Source organism: Pseudomonas sp. Pseusp97 (assembly GCF_047304025.1).
Taxonomy (GTDB): Bacteria; Pseudomonadota; Gammaproteobacteria; order Pseudomonadales; family Pseudomonadaceae; genus Pseudomonas.
On sequence record NZ_JBGLYK010000127.1, the window covers coordinates 1 to 16,160 of the forward strand.

At 65.2% G+C, this 16,160-nt stretch carries 13 protein-coding genes; 10 read left to right on the forward strand and 3 right to left on the reverse strand.

The annotated features are described in order from the left end of the window. The first annotated feature begins 192 nt into the window (after positions 1–192). From ACCC94_RS19280 to ACCC94_RS19290, 3 genes are all read left to right on the forward strand, one after another. The gene (locus tag ACCC94_RS19280; protein ID WP_054910211.1) at positions 193–822 is read left to right on the forward strand and encodes a LysE family transporter; all 630 of its coding nucleotides are present in this window, start codon (positions 193–195) and stop codon (positions 820–822) included. A gap of 129 nt (positions 823–951) precedes the next feature. Continuing rightward, positions 952–2,853, forward strand: a complete 1,902-nt coding sequence (locus ACCC94_RS19285) for an FTR1 family protein (RefSeq protein ID WP_413351102.1) — start codon at positions 952–954, stop codon at positions 2,851–2,853. 74 nt (positions 2,854–2,927) lie between these two features. Continuing rightward, complete coding sequence (locus tag ACCC94_RS19290) at positions 2,928–3,398, forward strand: YaiI/YqxD family protein (RefSeq protein ID WP_413351103.1); 471 nt, start codon at positions 2,928–2,930, stop codon at positions 3,396–3,398. Positions 3,399–3,555: 157 nt separating this feature from the next. Here the strand turns inward: ACCC94_RS19290 and elbB are convergent, their stop codons facing one another. Continuing rightward, on the reverse strand, positions 3,556–4,209 hold the full coding sequence (gene elbB / locus ACCC94_RS19295; protein WP_413351104.1) for an isoprenoid biosynthesis glyoxalase ElbB: 654 nt from the start codon (positions 4,207–4,209) through the stop codon (positions 3,556–3,558). 153 nt (positions 4,210–4,362) lie between these two features. Here elbB and ACCC94_RS19300 point away from each other — a divergent pair, with 153 nt between their 5' ends. Then, the gene (locus ACCC94_RS19300) at positions 4,363–5,601 is read left to right on the forward strand and encodes a sterol desaturase family protein (protein WP_413351105.1); all 1,239 of its coding nucleotides are present in this window, start codon (positions 4,363–4,365) and stop codon (positions 5,599–5,601) included. On the opposite strand, the gene ACCC94_RS19305 is transcribed toward ACCC94_RS19300, so the two are convergent. After that, on the reverse strand, positions 5,602–6,162 hold the full coding sequence (locus tag ACCC94_RS19305) for a DedA family protein (protein ID WP_413351111.1): 561 nt from the start codon (positions 6,160–6,162) through the stop codon (positions 5,602–5,604). A 233-nt stretch (positions 6,163–6,395) separates the two neighbouring features. Between ACCC94_RS19305 and hemB the strand changes: the two genes are divergently transcribed. Together hemB and ppk1 are read left to right on the forward strand one after the other, a co-directional pair. After that, positions 6,396–7,409, forward strand: a complete 1,014-nt coding sequence (gene hemB, locus ACCC94_RS19310; RefSeq protein ID WP_413351106.1) for a porphobilinogen synthase — start codon at positions 6,396–6,398, stop codon at positions 7,407–7,409. Between the two features lie 23 nt (positions 7,410–7,432). Beyond that, complete coding sequence (ppk1, locus tag ACCC94_RS19315) at positions 7,433–9,637, forward strand: polyphosphate kinase 1 (RefSeq protein ID WP_413351107.1); 2,205 nt, start codon at positions 7,433–7,435, stop codon at positions 9,635–9,637. Between the two features lie 215 nt (positions 9,638–9,852). Here the strand turns inward: ppk1 and ppx are convergent, their stop codons facing one another. Further along, positions 9,853–11,355: an exopolyphosphatase gene (ppx, locus tag ACCC94_RS19320; protein WP_413351108.1), complete on the reverse strand. Its 1,503-nt coding sequence runs from the start codon at positions 11,353–11,355 to the stop codon at positions 9,853–9,855. Positions 11,356–11,545: 190 nt separating this feature from the next. On the opposite strand from ppx, the gene trxA reads away from it, so the two are divergent. The 4 genes from trxA (at position 11,546) to ACCC94_RS19340 (ending at position 16,022) form a co-directional block, all read left to right on the forward strand. Then, on the forward strand, positions 11,546–11,872 hold the full coding sequence (trxA, locus tag ACCC94_RS19325) for a thioredoxin TrxA (protein WP_015475045.1): 327 nt from the start codon (positions 11,546–11,548) through the stop codon (positions 11,870–11,872). A 239-nt stretch (positions 11,873–12,111) separates the two neighbouring features. Next, entirely contained in the window at positions 12,112–13,374 is a 1,263-nt protein-coding gene (rho, locus tag ACCC94_RS19330) for a transcription termination factor Rho (RefSeq protein WP_015475046.1), read from the forward strand. Positions 13,375–13,479: 105 nt separating this feature from the next. Beyond that, positions 13,480–14,946, forward strand: a complete 1,467-nt coding sequence (ubiD, locus tag ACCC94_RS19335) for a 4-hydroxy-3-polyprenylbenzoate decarboxylase (protein WP_413351109.1) — start codon at positions 13,480–13,482, stop codon at positions 14,944–14,946. A 107-nt stretch (positions 14,947–15,053) separates the two neighbouring features. Beyond that, on the forward strand, positions 15,054–16,022 hold the full coding sequence (locus ACCC94_RS19340; protein ID WP_413351110.1) for a CDP-6-deoxy-delta-3,4-glucoseen reductase: 969 nt from the start codon (positions 15,054–15,056) through the stop codon (positions 16,020–16,022). Positions 16,023–16,160: the final 138 nt, after the last annotated feature.

Below are 16,160 nucleotides of genomic sequence, written 5' to 3' on the forward strand. Positions count from 1 at the left end.
GCGAACAGAGACGCCCAGCGCAAGTGTCGCCGGGCGTCTCTGTTCGCGAGCAAGCTCGCTCCTACAGGTCCCCCACCTTCATCCAGGCTCCCCCCACCGTTATCGGCAACGCTGGGCGAGTCGCCGCGACTGAGGCACACTGGCTGCCCGTAACAAATTATTGCGCCCGCCTGGGCGTCGTGAGGTCTGCCAATGCTCGCCAGTACCTGGTTCGCCTTCTTCATCGCCTGCTGGGTGATCAGCCTGTCGCCCGGCGCCGGGGCCATTGCCTCGATGTCCTGTGGACTGCAATACGGTTTCTGGCGCGGCTACTGGAACGCCCTGGGCCTGCAGATCGGCCTGGCACTGCAGATCGCCATCGTCGCCGCCGGTGTCGGCGCGCTGCTCTCGGCTTCGGCCGTGGCGTTCAGCGCGATCAAGTGGTTCGGCGTGGTCTACCTGGTCTACCTCGCGTACCGCCAGTGGACGGCTGCTCCGCAGGTGATGGCGGCGAGCGGCGAGCGCCCCATCGGCCGGCCGCTGACCCTGGTGCTGCGCGGCTTCCTGGTCAACGCCAGCAACCCCAAGGCAGTGATCTTCATGCTCGCGGTACTGCCGCAGTTCGTCGACCCGCATCGTCCGATGGCGATCCAGTACGTGATCATGGGCGCGACCATGATCACCGTGGACCTGATCGTCATGGCCGGCTACACCGGCCTGGCCGCCCGGGTGCTGCGCGCCCTGCGTTCGCAGCGCCAGCAGCGGGTGATGAATCGGACTTTCGCCACCCTGTTCGTGGGCGCCGCCGCACTGCTCGCCACCGTCCGCCGCGCGCCGGCCTGAAGGTGATTGGCCTGCCTCCGGAGCGTCCCGTGGATGCTTCGGATGCAGAGGGGCGGGACACTTTCTCCTTGCATAGACGGAAACCTGAGGTGACAATTTAACCTCTTTCATTCTCATTTAGCTTTCCGTATGCGCCCCTCCAAACTGTTTATCTGGCTGTTGCCGCTGGTCGGCCTCTTCAGCCTTGGAGCCAACGCCGACACGGTTGTCGACCCCTCCCAAGCCCTCCACCTGCTCAGCTACCTCGCTGCCGACTATCCCGCCACCGTCGCCGACAGCAAGGTCATCGATGAAAGCGAATACAAGGAGCAAGTGGAGTTCGTCGGCAATCTGCAGGCGCTGATCCTGACCCTGCCGGCCGTCCCCCAGCGCGCCGACCTGGAAAAGGACGCCGCCAGCCTCAGGCAGGCCATCGAGCAGCGCCAGCCAGGCAAGCAGGTCGCCCAGCAGGCCCGTCACCTGGAGGTGCGCGTCGCCGATATCTACCAGGTGGTGCAGACGCCCTCGATCACCCCGGACCCCACCCGCGCCGCCGAGATCTACACCCAGCAGTGTTCGATCTGCCATGGTGACGCCGGCAAGGGCGACGGCCCGGCGGGCATCGGCCTGGAGCCGCCGCCGGCCAACCTGACCGATCGCGCGCGCCTCGACCATCTGAGCCTGTACGACCTGCGCAACGTCATCGGCCTGGGCGTTTCCGGCACCGACATGCCGGCCTTCGCCGACCAGCTCGACGAGCGTCAGCGCTGGGATCTGGCTGCTTATATCGCCGGCCTCAGCGCCGGCCCGGCCAAGGTGGATCCAGCCCACGCCTACCCGCTGGGCACCCTCGCGACCCAGACTCCGGCAGAAGTCGCCGAGCGCGATGGCGAAGCGGCGGCCGAGAGCTTCCGTGCCCTGCGCGCGCACCCGCCGCTGGAGCACCGCGGCCCGGCGCAGCAGATCGACTACACCACCGCGACCCTGGACAAGAGCTTCGCCGTGTACCGCTCCGGCGATCACGACCAGGCGTACGACCTGTCGGTGGCGGCCTATCTGGAAGGCTTCGAGCTGGTGGAAAGCTCGCTGGACAACGTCGATGCCGACCTGCGCAAGGCCACCGAGAAGCAGCTGATGGCTTACCGTCAGGCGCTGCGCGACGGCCTGCCGGAGGCCGAAGTGGCGCAGCAGCTGGAGCTGGCCAAGGCCAAGCTGGCCGACGCCGCCAAGGCCTTGAGCGGTGACTCGCTGAGCACATCCATCAGCTTCGTCTCGGCCCTGCTGATCCTCCTGCGCGAAGGCGTCGAGGCAATCCTGGTGCTGGCCGCCATCCTCGCCTTCCTGCGCAACACCGGGCAGGAGCGAGCCGTGCGCGGCGTCCATATCGGCTGGGGCCTGGCCTTCGTCGCCGGCTTCGCCACCTGGGCGGTGGCGGCCTATGTCATCGACATCGGCGGCGCCCAGCGCGAGTTGATGGAAGGTTTCACCTCGCTGTTCGCCTGCGTGATGGTGCTCTGGCTCGGCGTGTGGATGCACGACCGCCGCCACGCCGCCGCCTGGCAGGACTATATCCGCAGCAGCCTGGTGGGCGGCGGTGGTCGCTTCGGCTTTGCGGTGCTGGCGTTCTTCTCGGTCTACCGCGAGCTGTTCGAGGTCATCCTGTTCTACGAGACCCTCTGGCTGCAGGCCGGCCCTGCCGGGCACAACGCGGTGATCGCCGGTGCCGGTACCGCCGTGGTGATCCTCATCGCCATCGCCTTCGTGATCCTGCGCGGTTCGGCGAAGCTGCCGCTGAAGCTGTTCTTCACCGTCAACGCCGCGCTGCTCTGTGCCCTGTCGGTGGTCTTCGCCGGCCACGGCGTGGTGGCCCTGCAGGAAGCCGGCGTGATCGGCACCCGCCCGGTGCCGTTCTTCGACTTCGACTGGCTCGGCATCAAGGCCGACGCCTACTCGCTGTCGGCGCAGGCATTGGCGCTGCTGGCGGTGGTCGTGCTCTACGGGCGCAGCTACTTCTCCGAGCGCCGCAAGGCCGCCGAGGTTGCCTCCTCCTGAGGCGATAGCCGAGCGACACACGACGGCCAGTGCGATACTGGCCGTCGTGCTTTCTGGAGATTGGTTTTCCGATTATGCGTATCTGGATCGATGCCGACGCCTGTCCGCGTGCGGCCAAGGAACTGGTGGCGAAGTTCGCCCTCAAGCGCAAGCTGGAGGTGGTGATGGTCGCCGGCCAGCCCGTGGCCAAGCCGCCGTTCGCCTGCGTCAGCCTGGTGGTGGTGCCCAGCGGGATGGACGCCGCCGACGATTACCTGGTGGAACAGGCCGAGCCCGGCGACCTGGTGATCTGCAGCGATGTGCCGCTGGCCGACCGGCTGGTGAAGAAGGGTGTCGATGCGCTGGACCCGCGCGGCCGCGAGTTCGACGAGAAGAACATGGGGGAACGCCTGGCGGTGCGCAACCTGTTCACCGACCTGCGCGAGCAGGGCCAGGTCGGAGGAGGGCAGGCGCCCTACGCAGACAAGGACAAGCAGGCTTTCGCCAACAGTCTGGACCGGCTGCTGACGCGGCTGATGCGCGAGGCAGAAGCTCGCAGGCCCTGAATGAAAACGCCCGGCATTGCCGGGTGTTCTCGTTTTGGAACGAGGCTTTTCGTAGGAGCGGACCTTGTCCGCGAAGACATCCGGCGCGATTCCGACCTTTCGCGGACAAGGTCCGCTCCTACGAGATCAAAGGCCACTCAGCTCTCAGCTGTTTTGTTCAGGCCAGCTCCAGCACCCGGTCCACCGCCTTGTTGATGCCGCTGGCGGCTTCGGCGATGGATTGCGCGAGCATGTAGGCCGGAGTGGTGACCAGCTTGTGGTCCTTGTCCTCGACTATGTCTTCCACGGAGCAGTCCACATGCTTGGCGCCCATGCTGGTCAGCGCCTGGGCAGTGCCCTCGTCGGTGCCGATGGTGCATTCCACGCCGGCACCGTAGATGCGCGCGGCCATGGCCGGAGCGATGCAGATCAGGCCGACCGGCTTCTTCGCCGCGGCGAAGGCCTTGGCCAGCGCCAGTACGTCCGGCTGCACTTCGCACTGGTCGCCCTTGAAGGCGAAGTCGCTGAGGTTCTTTGCCGCGCCGAAGCCGCCGGGGACGATCAGGGCATCGAAGTCCTCGACCCTGGCTTCGCGGACGTCCTTCACCTCGCCACGGGCGATGCGCGCGGACTCCACCAGCACGTTGCGGCTTTCGGCCGTTTCCTCGCCGGTGAGGTGGTTGACCACGTGGTGCTGGGCGATGTCCGGGGCGAAGCACTGCACCTTGGCGCCGCGCTGGGAAAGACGCAGCAGGGTGATCACGCTTTCGTGGATCTCGGCGCCGTCATAGACGCCGCAGCCGGAGAGGATGACGGCAACTTTCTTCTGCATGAACTGCTCCTGTTCGAGGATGCCGGGCGTGTCGCGATATGCCGCCCGGGTTGTCGCCGGCGGTCGGGGCCGGCGCGGAAGTAGGGGCTAGGATCACTCATCAGGGCGCAGAGCCCTGAGGCCTTCCCATAAGCATAACGACTCGGCCGCGCCATGAACTACATCCTCTTCGCCGTACCCTTCTTTTTCCTCCTGATCGCCCTGGAGCTGCTCGCCGACCGCTGGCGAGGCATGCGCACCTATCGTCTGAGCGATGCGCTGAACAGCCTCAGTGCCGGCGTGCTGTCCACTACCAGCGGCCTGCTGACCAAGGGCCTGGCGGTGCTCACCTACGCCCTTGCCTGGCAGTACCTGGCGCTCTTCGAGCTGTCCGCCCAGAGCCCCTGGGTCTGGGTGTTCGCCTTTGTCTTCTACGACTTCTGCTACTACTGGAACCACCGCCTGGGCCATGAGCGCAACGTGCTCTGGGCCGCGCACTCGGTGCATCACCAGAGCGAGGACTACAACCTGTCCACCGCACTGCGGCAGACCAGCACGGGTTTCCTCTTCAGCTGGATCTTCTATCTGCCCATGGCCATCGCCGGCGTGCCGCCGCTGGTGTTCCTCACCGTCGGCGCGCTGAACCTGCTCTACCAGTTCTGGGTGCACACCCGGCATATCCCCAAGCTGGGCTGGTTCGAATGGATCTTCATCACCCCGTCCAACCACCGCGTGCACCACGCGCAGAACCCGGTCTACATGGATCGCAACTACGGCGGCGTGTTCATCGTCTGGGACCGCCTGTTCGGCACTTTCCAGGAGGAACTGGACGAGGAGCCAGTGGTGTTCGGCGTGACCGTGCCGCTGGCCAGCTGGAATCCGCTGTGGGCCAATCTGCAGGTGTACGCACACCTGTGGCACGACGCGCGCCGTGCCAGCAAAGTCCGGGACAAGCTGCGTATCTGGTTCATGCGCACCGGCTGGCGCCCCGAGGATGTCGCCCAGCGTTACCCGATGGACAAGCCGGACCTGGCGGGCTTTCGCAAGTTCGACGTGCCGCTCACTCGCGGCCGGCAGTGGTACGCCGGCCTGCAGTTCGCCACTTACGTGGTGATCGGCACCTGGCTTCTGGGCGTGGGGGAGGGCTGGCGGGTGTTGCCGCTGGTGATCGGCTGGAGCTGGATGGCCTTCGGGCTCTACGCCATTGGCGGCTGGCTGGAGAACCGCGCCTGGGCGCTGCGTGTTGAATTGCTGCGATTGGCACTGAACGTGCCGGCAGTTTGGGCGCTGGCGCTGTGGGGTGGGATCGAATTGCCGCAGTGGACGCCCTGGGCCCTGGCGGTGTATTCGCTGGCCAGCCTTATGGGCCTGTCGGGCTTGCGGCGCGCCGAGCGCGAGCCGCAGGTGGCGTGATCAGTCGGCCTTGGAAGCCTTGTAGCGGCGGTGAAGCCAGAACAGCAGGCCGATCACCACGAGGCCGCCCAGGACCATGAGCTCGTACTTCTTGATATTGCCCAGTACGCCTTCGAGCACGCTGCCGAAGTAGAAGGCAGCGCTGCCCAGCACCGTGGCCCAGACGATGGCGCCGATTCCGTTGAGCAGCAGGTAGCGCGCCGGCGGATAGCCGGACAGGCCGATGGCCACCGGCATCACGGTGCGCAGGCCGTAGACGAAGCGGAAGCTCAGCACCCACAGGTCGGGATGCTTGCGCACGTGCTCCAGCGCCTTGTCGCCCATCTTCTGCCAGCGCGGTTTGCGCGCGAGCAGCTTGCGACCGTGGCGACGACCGAGGAAATACCAGAGCTGGTCACCGGCGTAACTGCCGAAGAAAGCCACCGCGATGACGTACTCCAGCTGCATGTAGCCGCGGAAAGCCAGGAAGCCGGCCAGCACCAGAATGGTCTCACCCTCGAAGAACGTGCCGAGAAACAGGGCGAAGTAGCCGAAATCCTGCAGGAATTGTTGGAGCATTATCGAGGCAACGCAGCGAAATGAACGCGAAGCCTAACCCGGTTGTCGTCCGGGGGGAAGGCACTCCAGTCCGCTCGACTGACCTGGAACAAGTCTGTGCCGGTGCAGAGCGGCAGCCTGCCGCTGCGGCAGGTTGCCGCGACCAAGGGTCACTGTTACCGGTTGTTACCAATCGGTCATAATTCAGGGCTATAACTGTCAGACTGTGCCTGCTGCATCAGGCCCTGGAGTACGCCGTGAGCTTCGTTCCTGCCGATCGTGCCTTCCCCTTCACTCGACTGCGTCGCAACCGTCGCGACGAATTTTCCCGTCGTCTGGTTCGCGAAAATGTCCTGACCGCCAACGACCTGATCCTTCCGGTGTTCGTCCTCGACGGCAAGAACCAGCGTGAAGCGGTGCCCTCGATGCCCGGTGTGGAGCGCCTGTCGATCGACCTGCTGCTCAAGGAAGCCGAAGAGCTGGTGGAACTGGGTATCCCGGCGCTGGCGCTGTTCCCGGTGACCCCGCTGGAGAAGAAGTCCCTTGATGGCGCAGAAGCCTTCAACCCCGACGGCATTGCCCAGCGCGCCACCCGTGCCCTGCGCGAGCGCTTCCCGGAACTGGGCATCATCACCGACGTGGCGCTGGACCCGTTCACCAGCCACGGCCAGGACGGCATCCTCGACGAGGACGGCTACGTCCTGAACGATATTTCCGTCGATGTGCTGGTCAAACAGGCGCTGTCCCACGCCGAGGCCGGTGCGCAGGTCGTGGCTCCCTCGGACATGATGGACGGCCGTATCGGCGCGATCCGCGAGGCCCTGGAATCCACCGGGCACATCAACACCCGCATCATGGCCTACTCGGCCAAGTACGCCAGCGCCTATTACGGCCCGTTCCGCGACGCCGTCGGCTCCGCCGCCAACCTGGGCAAGGGCAACAAGGCCACCTACCAGATGGACCCGGCCAACAGCGACGAAGCGCTGCACGAGATCTATGCCGACCTCGCCGAGGGCGCGGACATGATCATGGTCAAGCCGGGCATGCCGTATCTCGACATCGTTCGCCGCGCCAAGGACGAATTCCGCGCGCCGACCTTTGTCTACCAGGTCAGCGGCGAGTACGCGATGCACATGGCCGCGATCAACAACGGCTGGCTCAGCGAGGCGGTGATCCTCGAATCGCTGCTGGCCTTCAAACGCGCGGGCGCAGATGGCATCCTGACCTACTTCGCCAAGCGCGCCGCACAACAATTGAAAAGCGGGGGCTAACCCCTCCGACGATGAGACCCGCGATGAATACCGAAGGCATTAGCGAAACCGAAGTTATCGAAGCCGACACCACCGCTGAAATCACCGAAGTCGTCGTGGAGGAGGTCGCCGAGCCGACGCCGCCGCCTGTCGAACCGGCAGTTCCGGCGATCAACGTGGACGACAGTGCCCTCTACATTCATCGCGAGCTCTCGCAGCTGCAGTTCAACATCCGCGTGCTGGAACAGGCGCTGGATGAGTCCTATCCCCTGCTCGAACGCCTGAAGTTCCTGCTGATCTTCTCCAGCAACCTCGACGAGTTCTTCGAGATCCGCGTCGCCGGCCTGAAGAAGCAGATCACCTTCGCCCGCGAACAGGCCGGCGCCGACGGCCTGCTGCCGCACCAGGCGCTGGCGCGCATCAGCGAGCAGGTGCACGAGCAGGTCGGTCGCCAGTACAGCATCCTCAACGACATCCTCTTGCCGGAGCTGGCCAAGCACGACATCCGCTTCATCCGCCGCCGCTACTGGACGCCGAAGATCAAGGCCTGGGTCCGTCGCTTCTTCCGCGACGAGATCGCGCCCATCGTCACCCCGATCGGTCTCGACCCGACCCACCCGTTCCCGCTGCTGGTGAACAAGAGCCTGAACTTCATGGTCGAGCTCGAAGGCCTGGACGCCTTCGGCCGCGATTCGGGCCTGGCGATCATCCCGGCGCCGCGTTCGCTGCCGCGGATCATCCGCCTGCCGGAAGACGTCGCCGGCCCCGGCGACAACTACGTGTTCCTCTCGTCGATGATCCACGCCCACGCCGACGATCTGTTCCACGGCATGAAGGTGAAGGGCTGCTATCAGTTCCGCCTGACCCGTAACGCCGACCTCTCGGTGGACGCCGAGGACGTCGAGGACCTGGCCCGCGCCCTGCGTGGCGAGCTGTTCTCGCGGCGCTACGGCGATGCGGTGCGCCTGGAGGTGGTGGACACCTGCCCGACGCACCTGTCGAACTACCTGCTCAAGCAGTTCGGCCTGTCCGAGACCGAGCTGTACAAGGTCAGCGGGCCGGTCAACCTGACCCGCCTGTTCAGCGTCACCGGCCTCGCCAGTCATCCCGAGCTGCAGTCGCCGCCGTTCACCCCGGCGATTCCCAAGCTGCTGCAGAAGAAGGAAAACCTGTTCAACGTCCTGGGCAAGCTCGACGTGCTGCTGATGCACCCGTTCGAGTCCTTCACCCCGGTGGTCGACCTGCTGCGCCAGGCCGCCAAGGACCCCAGCGTGCTGGCGATCAAGCAGACGCTGTACCGCTCCGGGGCCAACTCGGAGATCGTCGACGCGCTGGTGGAAGCCGCGCGCAATGGCAAGGAAGTGACCGTGGTGATCGAGCTGCGGGCGCGCTTCGACGAGGAGTCCAACCTGCAGCTGGCCAGCCGCCTGCAGCAGGCCGGTGCGGTGGTGATCTACGGTGTGGTCGGCTTCAAGACCCACGCCAAGATGATGCTGATCCTGCGTCGCGAGGACGGCGAACTGCGCCGCTATGCGCACCTGGGCACCGGCAACTACCACGCCGGCAACGCCCGCCTGTACACCGACTACAGCCTGCTGACCGCCGACGTGGCGCTCTGCGAGGACCTGCACAAGCTGTTCAACCAGCTGATCGGCATGGGCAAGACCCTGCGCATGAAGAAGCTCCTGCACGCGCCCTTCACCCTGAAGAAGAACCTGCTGGAGATGATCAACCGCGAGGCCGCCCAGGCTGCCGAGGGCAAGCCGGCGCACATCATGGCCAAGGTCAACTCGCTGACCGACGCCAAGGTCATCCGCGCGCTGTACAAGGCCAGCCAGGCCGGCGTGAAGATCGACCTGGTGGTGCGTGGCATGTGCTGCCTGCGTCCGGGCGTGCCGGGCGTGTCGCACAACATCCAGGTGCGCTCGATCATCGGCCGCTTCCTGGAGCACAGCCGGATCTACTACTTCCTCAATGGCGGCGAGGAGAAGCTCTATCTCTCCAGCGCCGACTGGATGGAGCGCAACCTCGACATGCGTGTGGAGACCTGCTTCCCGGTGGAAGGCAAGAAGCTCGTGCTGCGGGTGAAGAAGGAGCTGGAGTCGTACCTGACCGACAACACCCAGGCCTGGGTACTGCAGTCCGACGGCAGCTACGTGCGCCAGAGCCCGAGCGGCAACCAGAACGCCCGCAATGCGCAGGCGACCCTGCTGGAGCGCCTTTGCACTCCGGTGATCAGCGTTCGCTGATTGGCTGTCGCTGCACAAGAAAGCCCTGCCTTGGCAGGGCTTTTTCATGGGGGCACGCATGCTCTTCGTAGGAGCGAGCTTGCTCGCGAACCCCTGGCTCGCAGCGGGAGCTGTTCGCGAGCAAGCTCGCTCCTACAGATCATGCCGGGTCTGGCGTTCGAAATGAAAAAGCCCCGGCGCTTGCGTGCCGGGGCCTTCGTCGTTCGTGGGGGCGATCAGCTCACGCTGAGCGAGTAGCCCACACGCTTGAGCCATTCGGCTTCCTGCTCGAAGTCCGCCTGGGTCAGCGGGTTGGCGGCCAGCCAACCGTCCGCGAAGCGCACGTCCAGCGACTTGCCGGAAGCCTTCAGCGCCACGGCCGGCATTTCCTGGGTGCCACGGATGTGGTGGAAGAGGATGGCGAAGCGCAGCACGATGCACAGGCGGATCAGCTTGTCGCCCTCATCGCCCAGCTCGTTGAACTTGTCCACCGGGATATTGCGGCGGTGACCGCGCACCAGCAGCGCCAGGGTCAGCTGGTCCAGGCGCGAGAAGCCGGCGAGGTCCGAATGCTCCAGCAGGTAGGCGCCGTGCTTGTGGTAGTGGTAGTGGGCGATGTCCAGGCCCAGCTCGTGGACGCGCGCGGCCCACATCAGCAGTTCGCGGTGACCCTCGTCGTTCAGGTCCCAGGCCTTGGCGACCTGTTCCAGGGATTCCAGTGCCTTGGCTTCGACGCGCGCGGCCTGCTCCGGATCGACGTGATAGCGCTCCATGAGGGCGCCAATGGTGCGCTCGCGGACGTCCTCGTGGTGATGGCGGCCCAGCAGGTCGTAGAGCACGCCCTCGCGCAGGGCGCCTTCGGAATGGGTCATGCGGGTCAGTTCGAGGGCGTCGAAGAGCGCCTCGAGGATCGCCATGCCCGCCGGGAAGATCGGCCGGCGGTCCGGCTTGATGCCGTCGATGTCGAGCTTCTCGACCTCGCCCAGCTTGAACATCTTGCGCTTGAGCCAGGCCAGGCCATCCGGGTTGATCTCGCCGTTGCCGTGGCCGCCGGCCTGGATCGCCAGGCAGATCGCACGGATGGTGCCGGACGCGCCGACGGCTTCGTCCCAGCCCAGGCGGCGCAGGCTGTTCTCGATGCTCATCAGCTCCAGGCGGGCCGAGGTGTAGGCCTGCGCGTAGCGCGCCGGGGTGATCTTGCCGTCCTTGAAATAGCGCTGGGTGAAGCTCACGCAGCCCATCTGCAGGCTCTCGCGCAGTTGCGATTCGAACTGCTGGCCGATGATGAACTCGGTGCTGCCGCCGCCGATGTCGACCACCAGGCGCTTGCCGGGGTTGTCCTGCAGGGTGTGGGAGACGCCCAGGTAGATCAGGCGCGCCTCTTCACGGCCGGAGATGACTTCCACCGGGTGGCCGAGGATCTGGTCGGCGACGCGGATGAATTCGGCACGGTTGCGTGCTTCGCGCAGGGCGTTGGTGCCCACGACGCGTACCGAACCCGGCGGCATGCCGTTGATGAACTGGGCGAACTGCTTCAGGCAGTCGTAGCCCCGCTGCATCGCCTCTGCGGTGAGCATGCGGTCCTCGCCGATGCCCGCCGCCAGCTGGACCTTCTCGCCCAGTCGCTCGAGGATGCGGATCTCGCCGTGATCGGCCTTCGCCAGGACCATGTGGAAACTGTTCGAGCCAAGGTCAATGGCCGCGATCATCGGAAAGGTCTTGGCTGGGGTATGGGGCATAGGGGCAGGTCCGGACAAATACGGGAGACATCCTGCCATTTTAGGCAGGTAGTGCCAATCAAGGGGTTGTCACCGATCAGAAGTCGCCGCGGCAGCGATAGATACACTCAATCGGCTGTGCCTTTCGGTGTGGGCCGAGGCGGGATATGATGGCGGACACTTTTTCGCATCCGATTGACGGAGAGAATACATGAGCGAACATATCGTCAATGTTACCGATGCCAGCTTCGAGCAGGACGTACTGAAGTCCGACGGTCCCGTGCTGGTCGACTACTGGGCCGAATGGTGCGGCCCGTGCAAGATGATCGCCCCGGTACTCGACGAGATCGCCAAGGACTATCAGGGCAAGCTGAAAGTCTGCAAGCTGAACATCGACGAGAACCAGGACACCCCGCCGAAATACGGCGTGCGCGGCATTCCGACCCTGATGCTGTTCAAGGGCGGCAACGTCGAAGCGACCAAGGTCGGCGCACTGTCCAAGTCGCAGCTGGCTGCCTTCCTCGACAGCAACATCTGAGTCGAGAAGTCCTGAAAAGACCCCGCCAATACGCGGGGTTTTTTCGTTATTGCCCCTAGACGCTCCGAAACACGGGTGTTAAATTCGGGCGCACAACGATTATTTCGTTGTCCCCTGCAAGCCGTCGCCGACGCACTTCCCATTCGAATTCCAAGCGATCCTGTCCGTCATCTACGGCGCGGCTCTTCAAGCATCACGCTTGTTCCCTTTTCCCCTTTCAGCGTATTTACGTCCCTTCTATGAATCTGACCGAACTCAAGCAAAAGCCGATTGCCGAATTGCTGGAAATGTCCGATGCCATGGGCCTGGAAAACATGGCTCGTTCGCGCAAACAGGACATCATCTTCGCACTGCTCAAGAAGCACGCGAAAAGCGGCGAGGAAATCTCCGGTGACGGCGTGCTGGAGATTCTCCAGGATGGCTTCGGCTTCCTGCGCTCCGCCGATTCCTCGTACCTGGCCGGCCCGGACGACATCTATGTCTCGCCCAGCCAGATCCGTCGCTTCAACCTGCGCACGGGCGATACCATCATCGGCAAGATTCGGCCGCCCAAGGAAGGCGAACGTTACTTCGCCCTGCTGAAAGTCGACTCGATCAACTTCGATCGTCCGGAGAACGCGAAGAACAAGATTCTCTTCGAGAACCTGACGCCGCTGTTCCCGACCAAGCGCCTGACCATGGAAGCCGGCAACGGCTCCACCGAGGACCTCACCGGCCGTGTGATCGACCTCTGCTCGCCGATCGGCAAGGGCCAGCGCGGCCTGATCGTCGCCCCGCCGAAAGCGGGCAAGACCATCATGCTGCAGAACATCGCCTCGAACATCACCCGCAACAATCCCGAGTGCCACCTGATCGTCCTGCTGATCGACGAGCGCCCGGAAGAAGTGACCGAGATGCAGCGCACCGTGCGCGGCGAAGTGGTCGCCTCCACCTTCGACGAGCCGCCGACCCGCCACGTGCAGGTCGCCGAGATGGTGATCGAGAAGGCCAAGCGCCTGGTCGAGCACAAGAAGGACGTGATCATCCTGCTCGACTCCATCACCCGTCTGGCGCGTGCCTACAACACCGTGATCCCCAGCTCCGGCAAGGTGCTCACCGGTGGTGTCGACGCCCACGCCCTGGAAAAGCCCAAGCGCTTCTTCGGCGCCGCGCGCAACATCGAGGAAGGCGGTTCGCTGACCATCCTCGCCACCGCGCTGATCGAAACCGGCTCGAAGATGGACGAAGTGATCTACGAGGAATTCAAGGGTACCGGTAACTCGGAACTGATCCTCGACCGTCGCATCTCGGAAAAGCGCGTGTTCCCGGCGATCAACATCAATCGCTCCGGCACCCGTCGCGAAGAGCTGCTCACCGGTGAGGAAGAGCTGCAGCGCATGTGGATCCTGCGCAAGATCCTCCACCCGATGGACGAGATCGCCGCCGTGGAATTCCTCCTGGACAAGCTGCGCCAGACGAAGACCAACGACGAGTTCTTCGACTCCATGAAGCGCAGCAAGTAAGCGCTCTGCGAGACCAACGAGGCCGGGGAAACCCGGCCTTCGTGTTTCTGCAAGGCGCTGATAGGCGGTAGACTGTCGCATCATCCTGCCGCCATCGAGATCCTCATGCAGTATCGCGACCTGCGCGAGTTCATCGCTGCCCTGGAGCAGCGCGGACAGCTCAAGCGCATCCAGGCGCCGGTATCCCCGGTGCTGGAAATGACCGAGGTGTGCGACCGCACCCTGCGCGCCAAGGGCCCGGCCCTGCTGTTCGAAAAGCCCACCGGCCATGACATCCCCGTACTCGGCAACCTGTTCGGCACGCCCGAGCGCGTGGCGCTGGGCATGGGCGCCGAGGACGTCTCCGAACTGCGCGAGATCGGCAAGCTGCTGGCCTTCCTCAAGGAGCCCGAACCGCCCAAGGGGCTGAAGGACGCCTGGTCGAAGCTGCCGATCTTCAAGAAGGTCATCAACATGGCGCCCAAGGTCCTCAAGGACGCGCCGTGCCAGGAAGTGATCGAGGAGGGCGACGACGTCGACCTGTCGAAGCTGCCGGTGCAGACCTGCTGGCCCGGCGACGTCGCGCCGCTGATCACCTGGGGCCTGACGGTCACCCGCGGGCCGAACAAGGAACGGCAGAACCTGGGCATCTACCGCCAGCAGGTGATCGGCCGCAACAAGGTCATCATGCGCTGGCTCAGCCATCGCGGCGGCGCGCTGGACTTCCGCGAGTGGTGCCAGAAGCACCCCGGCCAGCCCTATCCGGTGGCCGTGGCCCTCGGCGCGGACCCGGCGACCATCCTCGGCGCGGTGACGCCGGTGCCGGACAACCTCTCCGAATACGCCTTCGCCGGCCTGCTGCGCGGGCACAAGACCGAACTGGTCAAGTGCATCGGCAGTGACCTGCAGGTGCCGGCCAGCGCCGAGATCGTCCTCGAAGGGGTGATCCATCCCGGCGAGATGGCCGATGAAGGCCCGTACGGCGACCACACCGGCTACTACAACGAGGTGGACCGCTTCCCGGTGTTCACCGTCGAGCGCATCACCCGCCGGCAGAAACCCATCTACCACAGCACCTACACCGGCCGCCCGCCGGACGAGCCGGCGATCCTCGGCGTGGCGCTGAACGAAGTCTTCGTGCCGATCCTGCAGAAGCAGTTCCCCGAGATCACCGACTTCTACCTGCCGCCCGAGGGCTGCTCCTACCGCATGGCGGTGGTGACCATGAAGAAGCAGTATCCCGGCCACGCCAAGCGCGTGATGCTGGGTGTCTGGTCGTTCCTGCGACAGTTCATGTACACCAAGTTCGTTATCGTCACCGACGACGACATCAACGCCCGCGACTGGAACGACGTGATCTGGGCCATCACCACGCGCATGGACCCCAAGCGCGACACGGTGATGATCGACAACACGCCGATCGACTACCTGGATTTCGCCTCGCCGATCTCCGGTCTTGGCTCGAAGATGGGCCTGGACGCCACCCACAAGTGGCCGGGCGAGACCAGCCGCGAGTGGGGCCGGGTGATCGAGAAGGACCCGGCGGTGACCCGCCGTGTCGACGAAATCTGGGCGAGCCTGGGCATCGATTGATGCGCGGGTAACCTTGTAGGAGCGAGCTTGCTCGCGAACATGACCCCGCTGCGTGGCTGGGTTCGCGAGCAAGCTCGCTCCTACATGAACAACAACGAGAACAGCGCTTGAAAGTGACCTTGCAACCCTCCGGCGCCCAGCTCCAGCTGAAGCCCGGGGAACGTATCCTCGACGGTGCGCGGCGCCTGGGCTACGACTGCCCGCAAAGCTGCCGCAACGGCAACTGCCACATCTGCGCGGCGCTGCTGGTGGAGGGGCGCGTGCGCCAGGACGGCGAGGTACGCGACCATGGCGAATTCTTCACCTGTCTGGCCGAACCGCTGGAAGACTGCGTGCTGCACTGGGACGGCGTGCTGGCCCCCGGCGAGCTGCCGGTGCGCAAGTTGTCCTGCCAGCTGACGCTCTGCGAGCCGGTCGGCGGCGATGTCTGGCGCGTGCGCCTGCGTGCCCCGGCGGGCAAGCCGCCGCGCTATCACGCCGGCCAGTATGTGCTGATCGAGCGCGAGGGCAGCGACCCGGCAGCCTTCTCCCTGGCCTCCGCGCCGCAGGAAGGGCGCGACCTGGAGCTGCACATCCTGGCCCGTGAAAGCAGCGCCATCGACCTGTTGGCGCAGTTGCAGCGCGACCGCTTCGCCCGCGTGCAGATGCCCTTTGGCGACGCGCACCTGGCTGACCTGCCGGACGGGCCGCTGGTGCTGATCGCTGCCGGCACTGGCATGGCGCAGATGCACAGCCTTATCGAGTTCTGCCGCGCCGCCGGCTTTGCTCACCCGGTACACCTGTACTGGGGCGTGCGGCGCCCGGAAGACTTCTACGAGCTGCCGCACTGGGAGCAGTGGGAAAGCGTGCCCAACCTGCACTTGCACAGGATCGTCAGCGACCTGTGCGGCTGGCAGGGGCGCTGCGGCCTCCTGCATGAAGCGGTGTGCGAGGATTTTGCCGACCTCTCCGGTCTGCGGGTCTACGCCAGCGGCTCGCCGGCGATGGTCTACGGCACGCTGGATGCACTGGTGGCGGCGGGCATGGACCCGCACCAGATGCGTGCCGACGTCTTCGCCTACGCGCCGCGCGGCTGATTCAATCCGAGTGAGGACCGCTTTTCGTAGGAGCGGGGGTTGTGGGCGAAACCCCCCCCCCCCCGGGGGTTGTTTTGGAGGCAGCGCGCGACCAAAAGGCCCCCCAACCCCCCGGCGCGGGGCGGGCGGCGCCCCCCC

Bases quoted from the DNA above. Each gene is read 5' to 3' on its own strand.
- ACCC94_RS19285 (WP_413351102.1), top strand. From the start codon at position 952: ATGCGCCCCTCCAAACTGTTTATCTGGCTGTTGCCGCTGGTCGGCCTC.
- elbB (WP_413351104.1), bottom strand. From the start codon at position 4,209: ATGCAGAAGAAAGTTGCCGTCATCCTCTCCGGCTGCGGCGTCTATGAC.
- ubiD (WP_413351109.1), top strand. From the start codon at position 13,480: ATGCAGTATCGCGACCTGCGCGAGTTCATCGCTGCCCTGGAGCAGCGC.
- ACCC94_RS19280 (WP_054910211.1), top strand. From the start codon at position 193: ATGCTCGCCAGTACCTGGTTCGCCTTCTTCATCGCCTGCTGGGTGATC.
- ppx (WP_413351108.1), bottom strand. From the start codon at position 11,355: ATGCCCCATACCCCAGCCAAGACCTTTCCGATGATCGCGGCCATTGAC.
- rho (WP_015475046.1), top strand. From the start codon at position 12,112: ATGAATCTGACCGAACTCAAGCAAAAGCCGATTGCCGAATTGCTGGAA.
- ACCC94_RS19300 (WP_413351105.1), top strand. From the start codon at position 4,363: ATGAACTACATCCTCTTCGCCGTACCCTTCTTTTTCCTCCTGATCGCC.
- ACCC94_RS19290 (WP_413351103.1), top strand. From the start codon at position 2,928: ATGCGTATCTGGATCGATGCCGACGCCTGTCCGCGTGCGGCCAAGGAA.
- ppk1 (WP_413351107.1), top strand. From the start codon at position 7,433: ATGAATACCGAAGGCATTAGCGAAACCGAAGTTATCGAAGCCGACACC.
- trxA (WP_015475045.1), top strand. From the start codon at position 11,546: ATGAGCGAACATATCGTCAATGTTACCGATGCCAGCTTCGAGCAGGAC.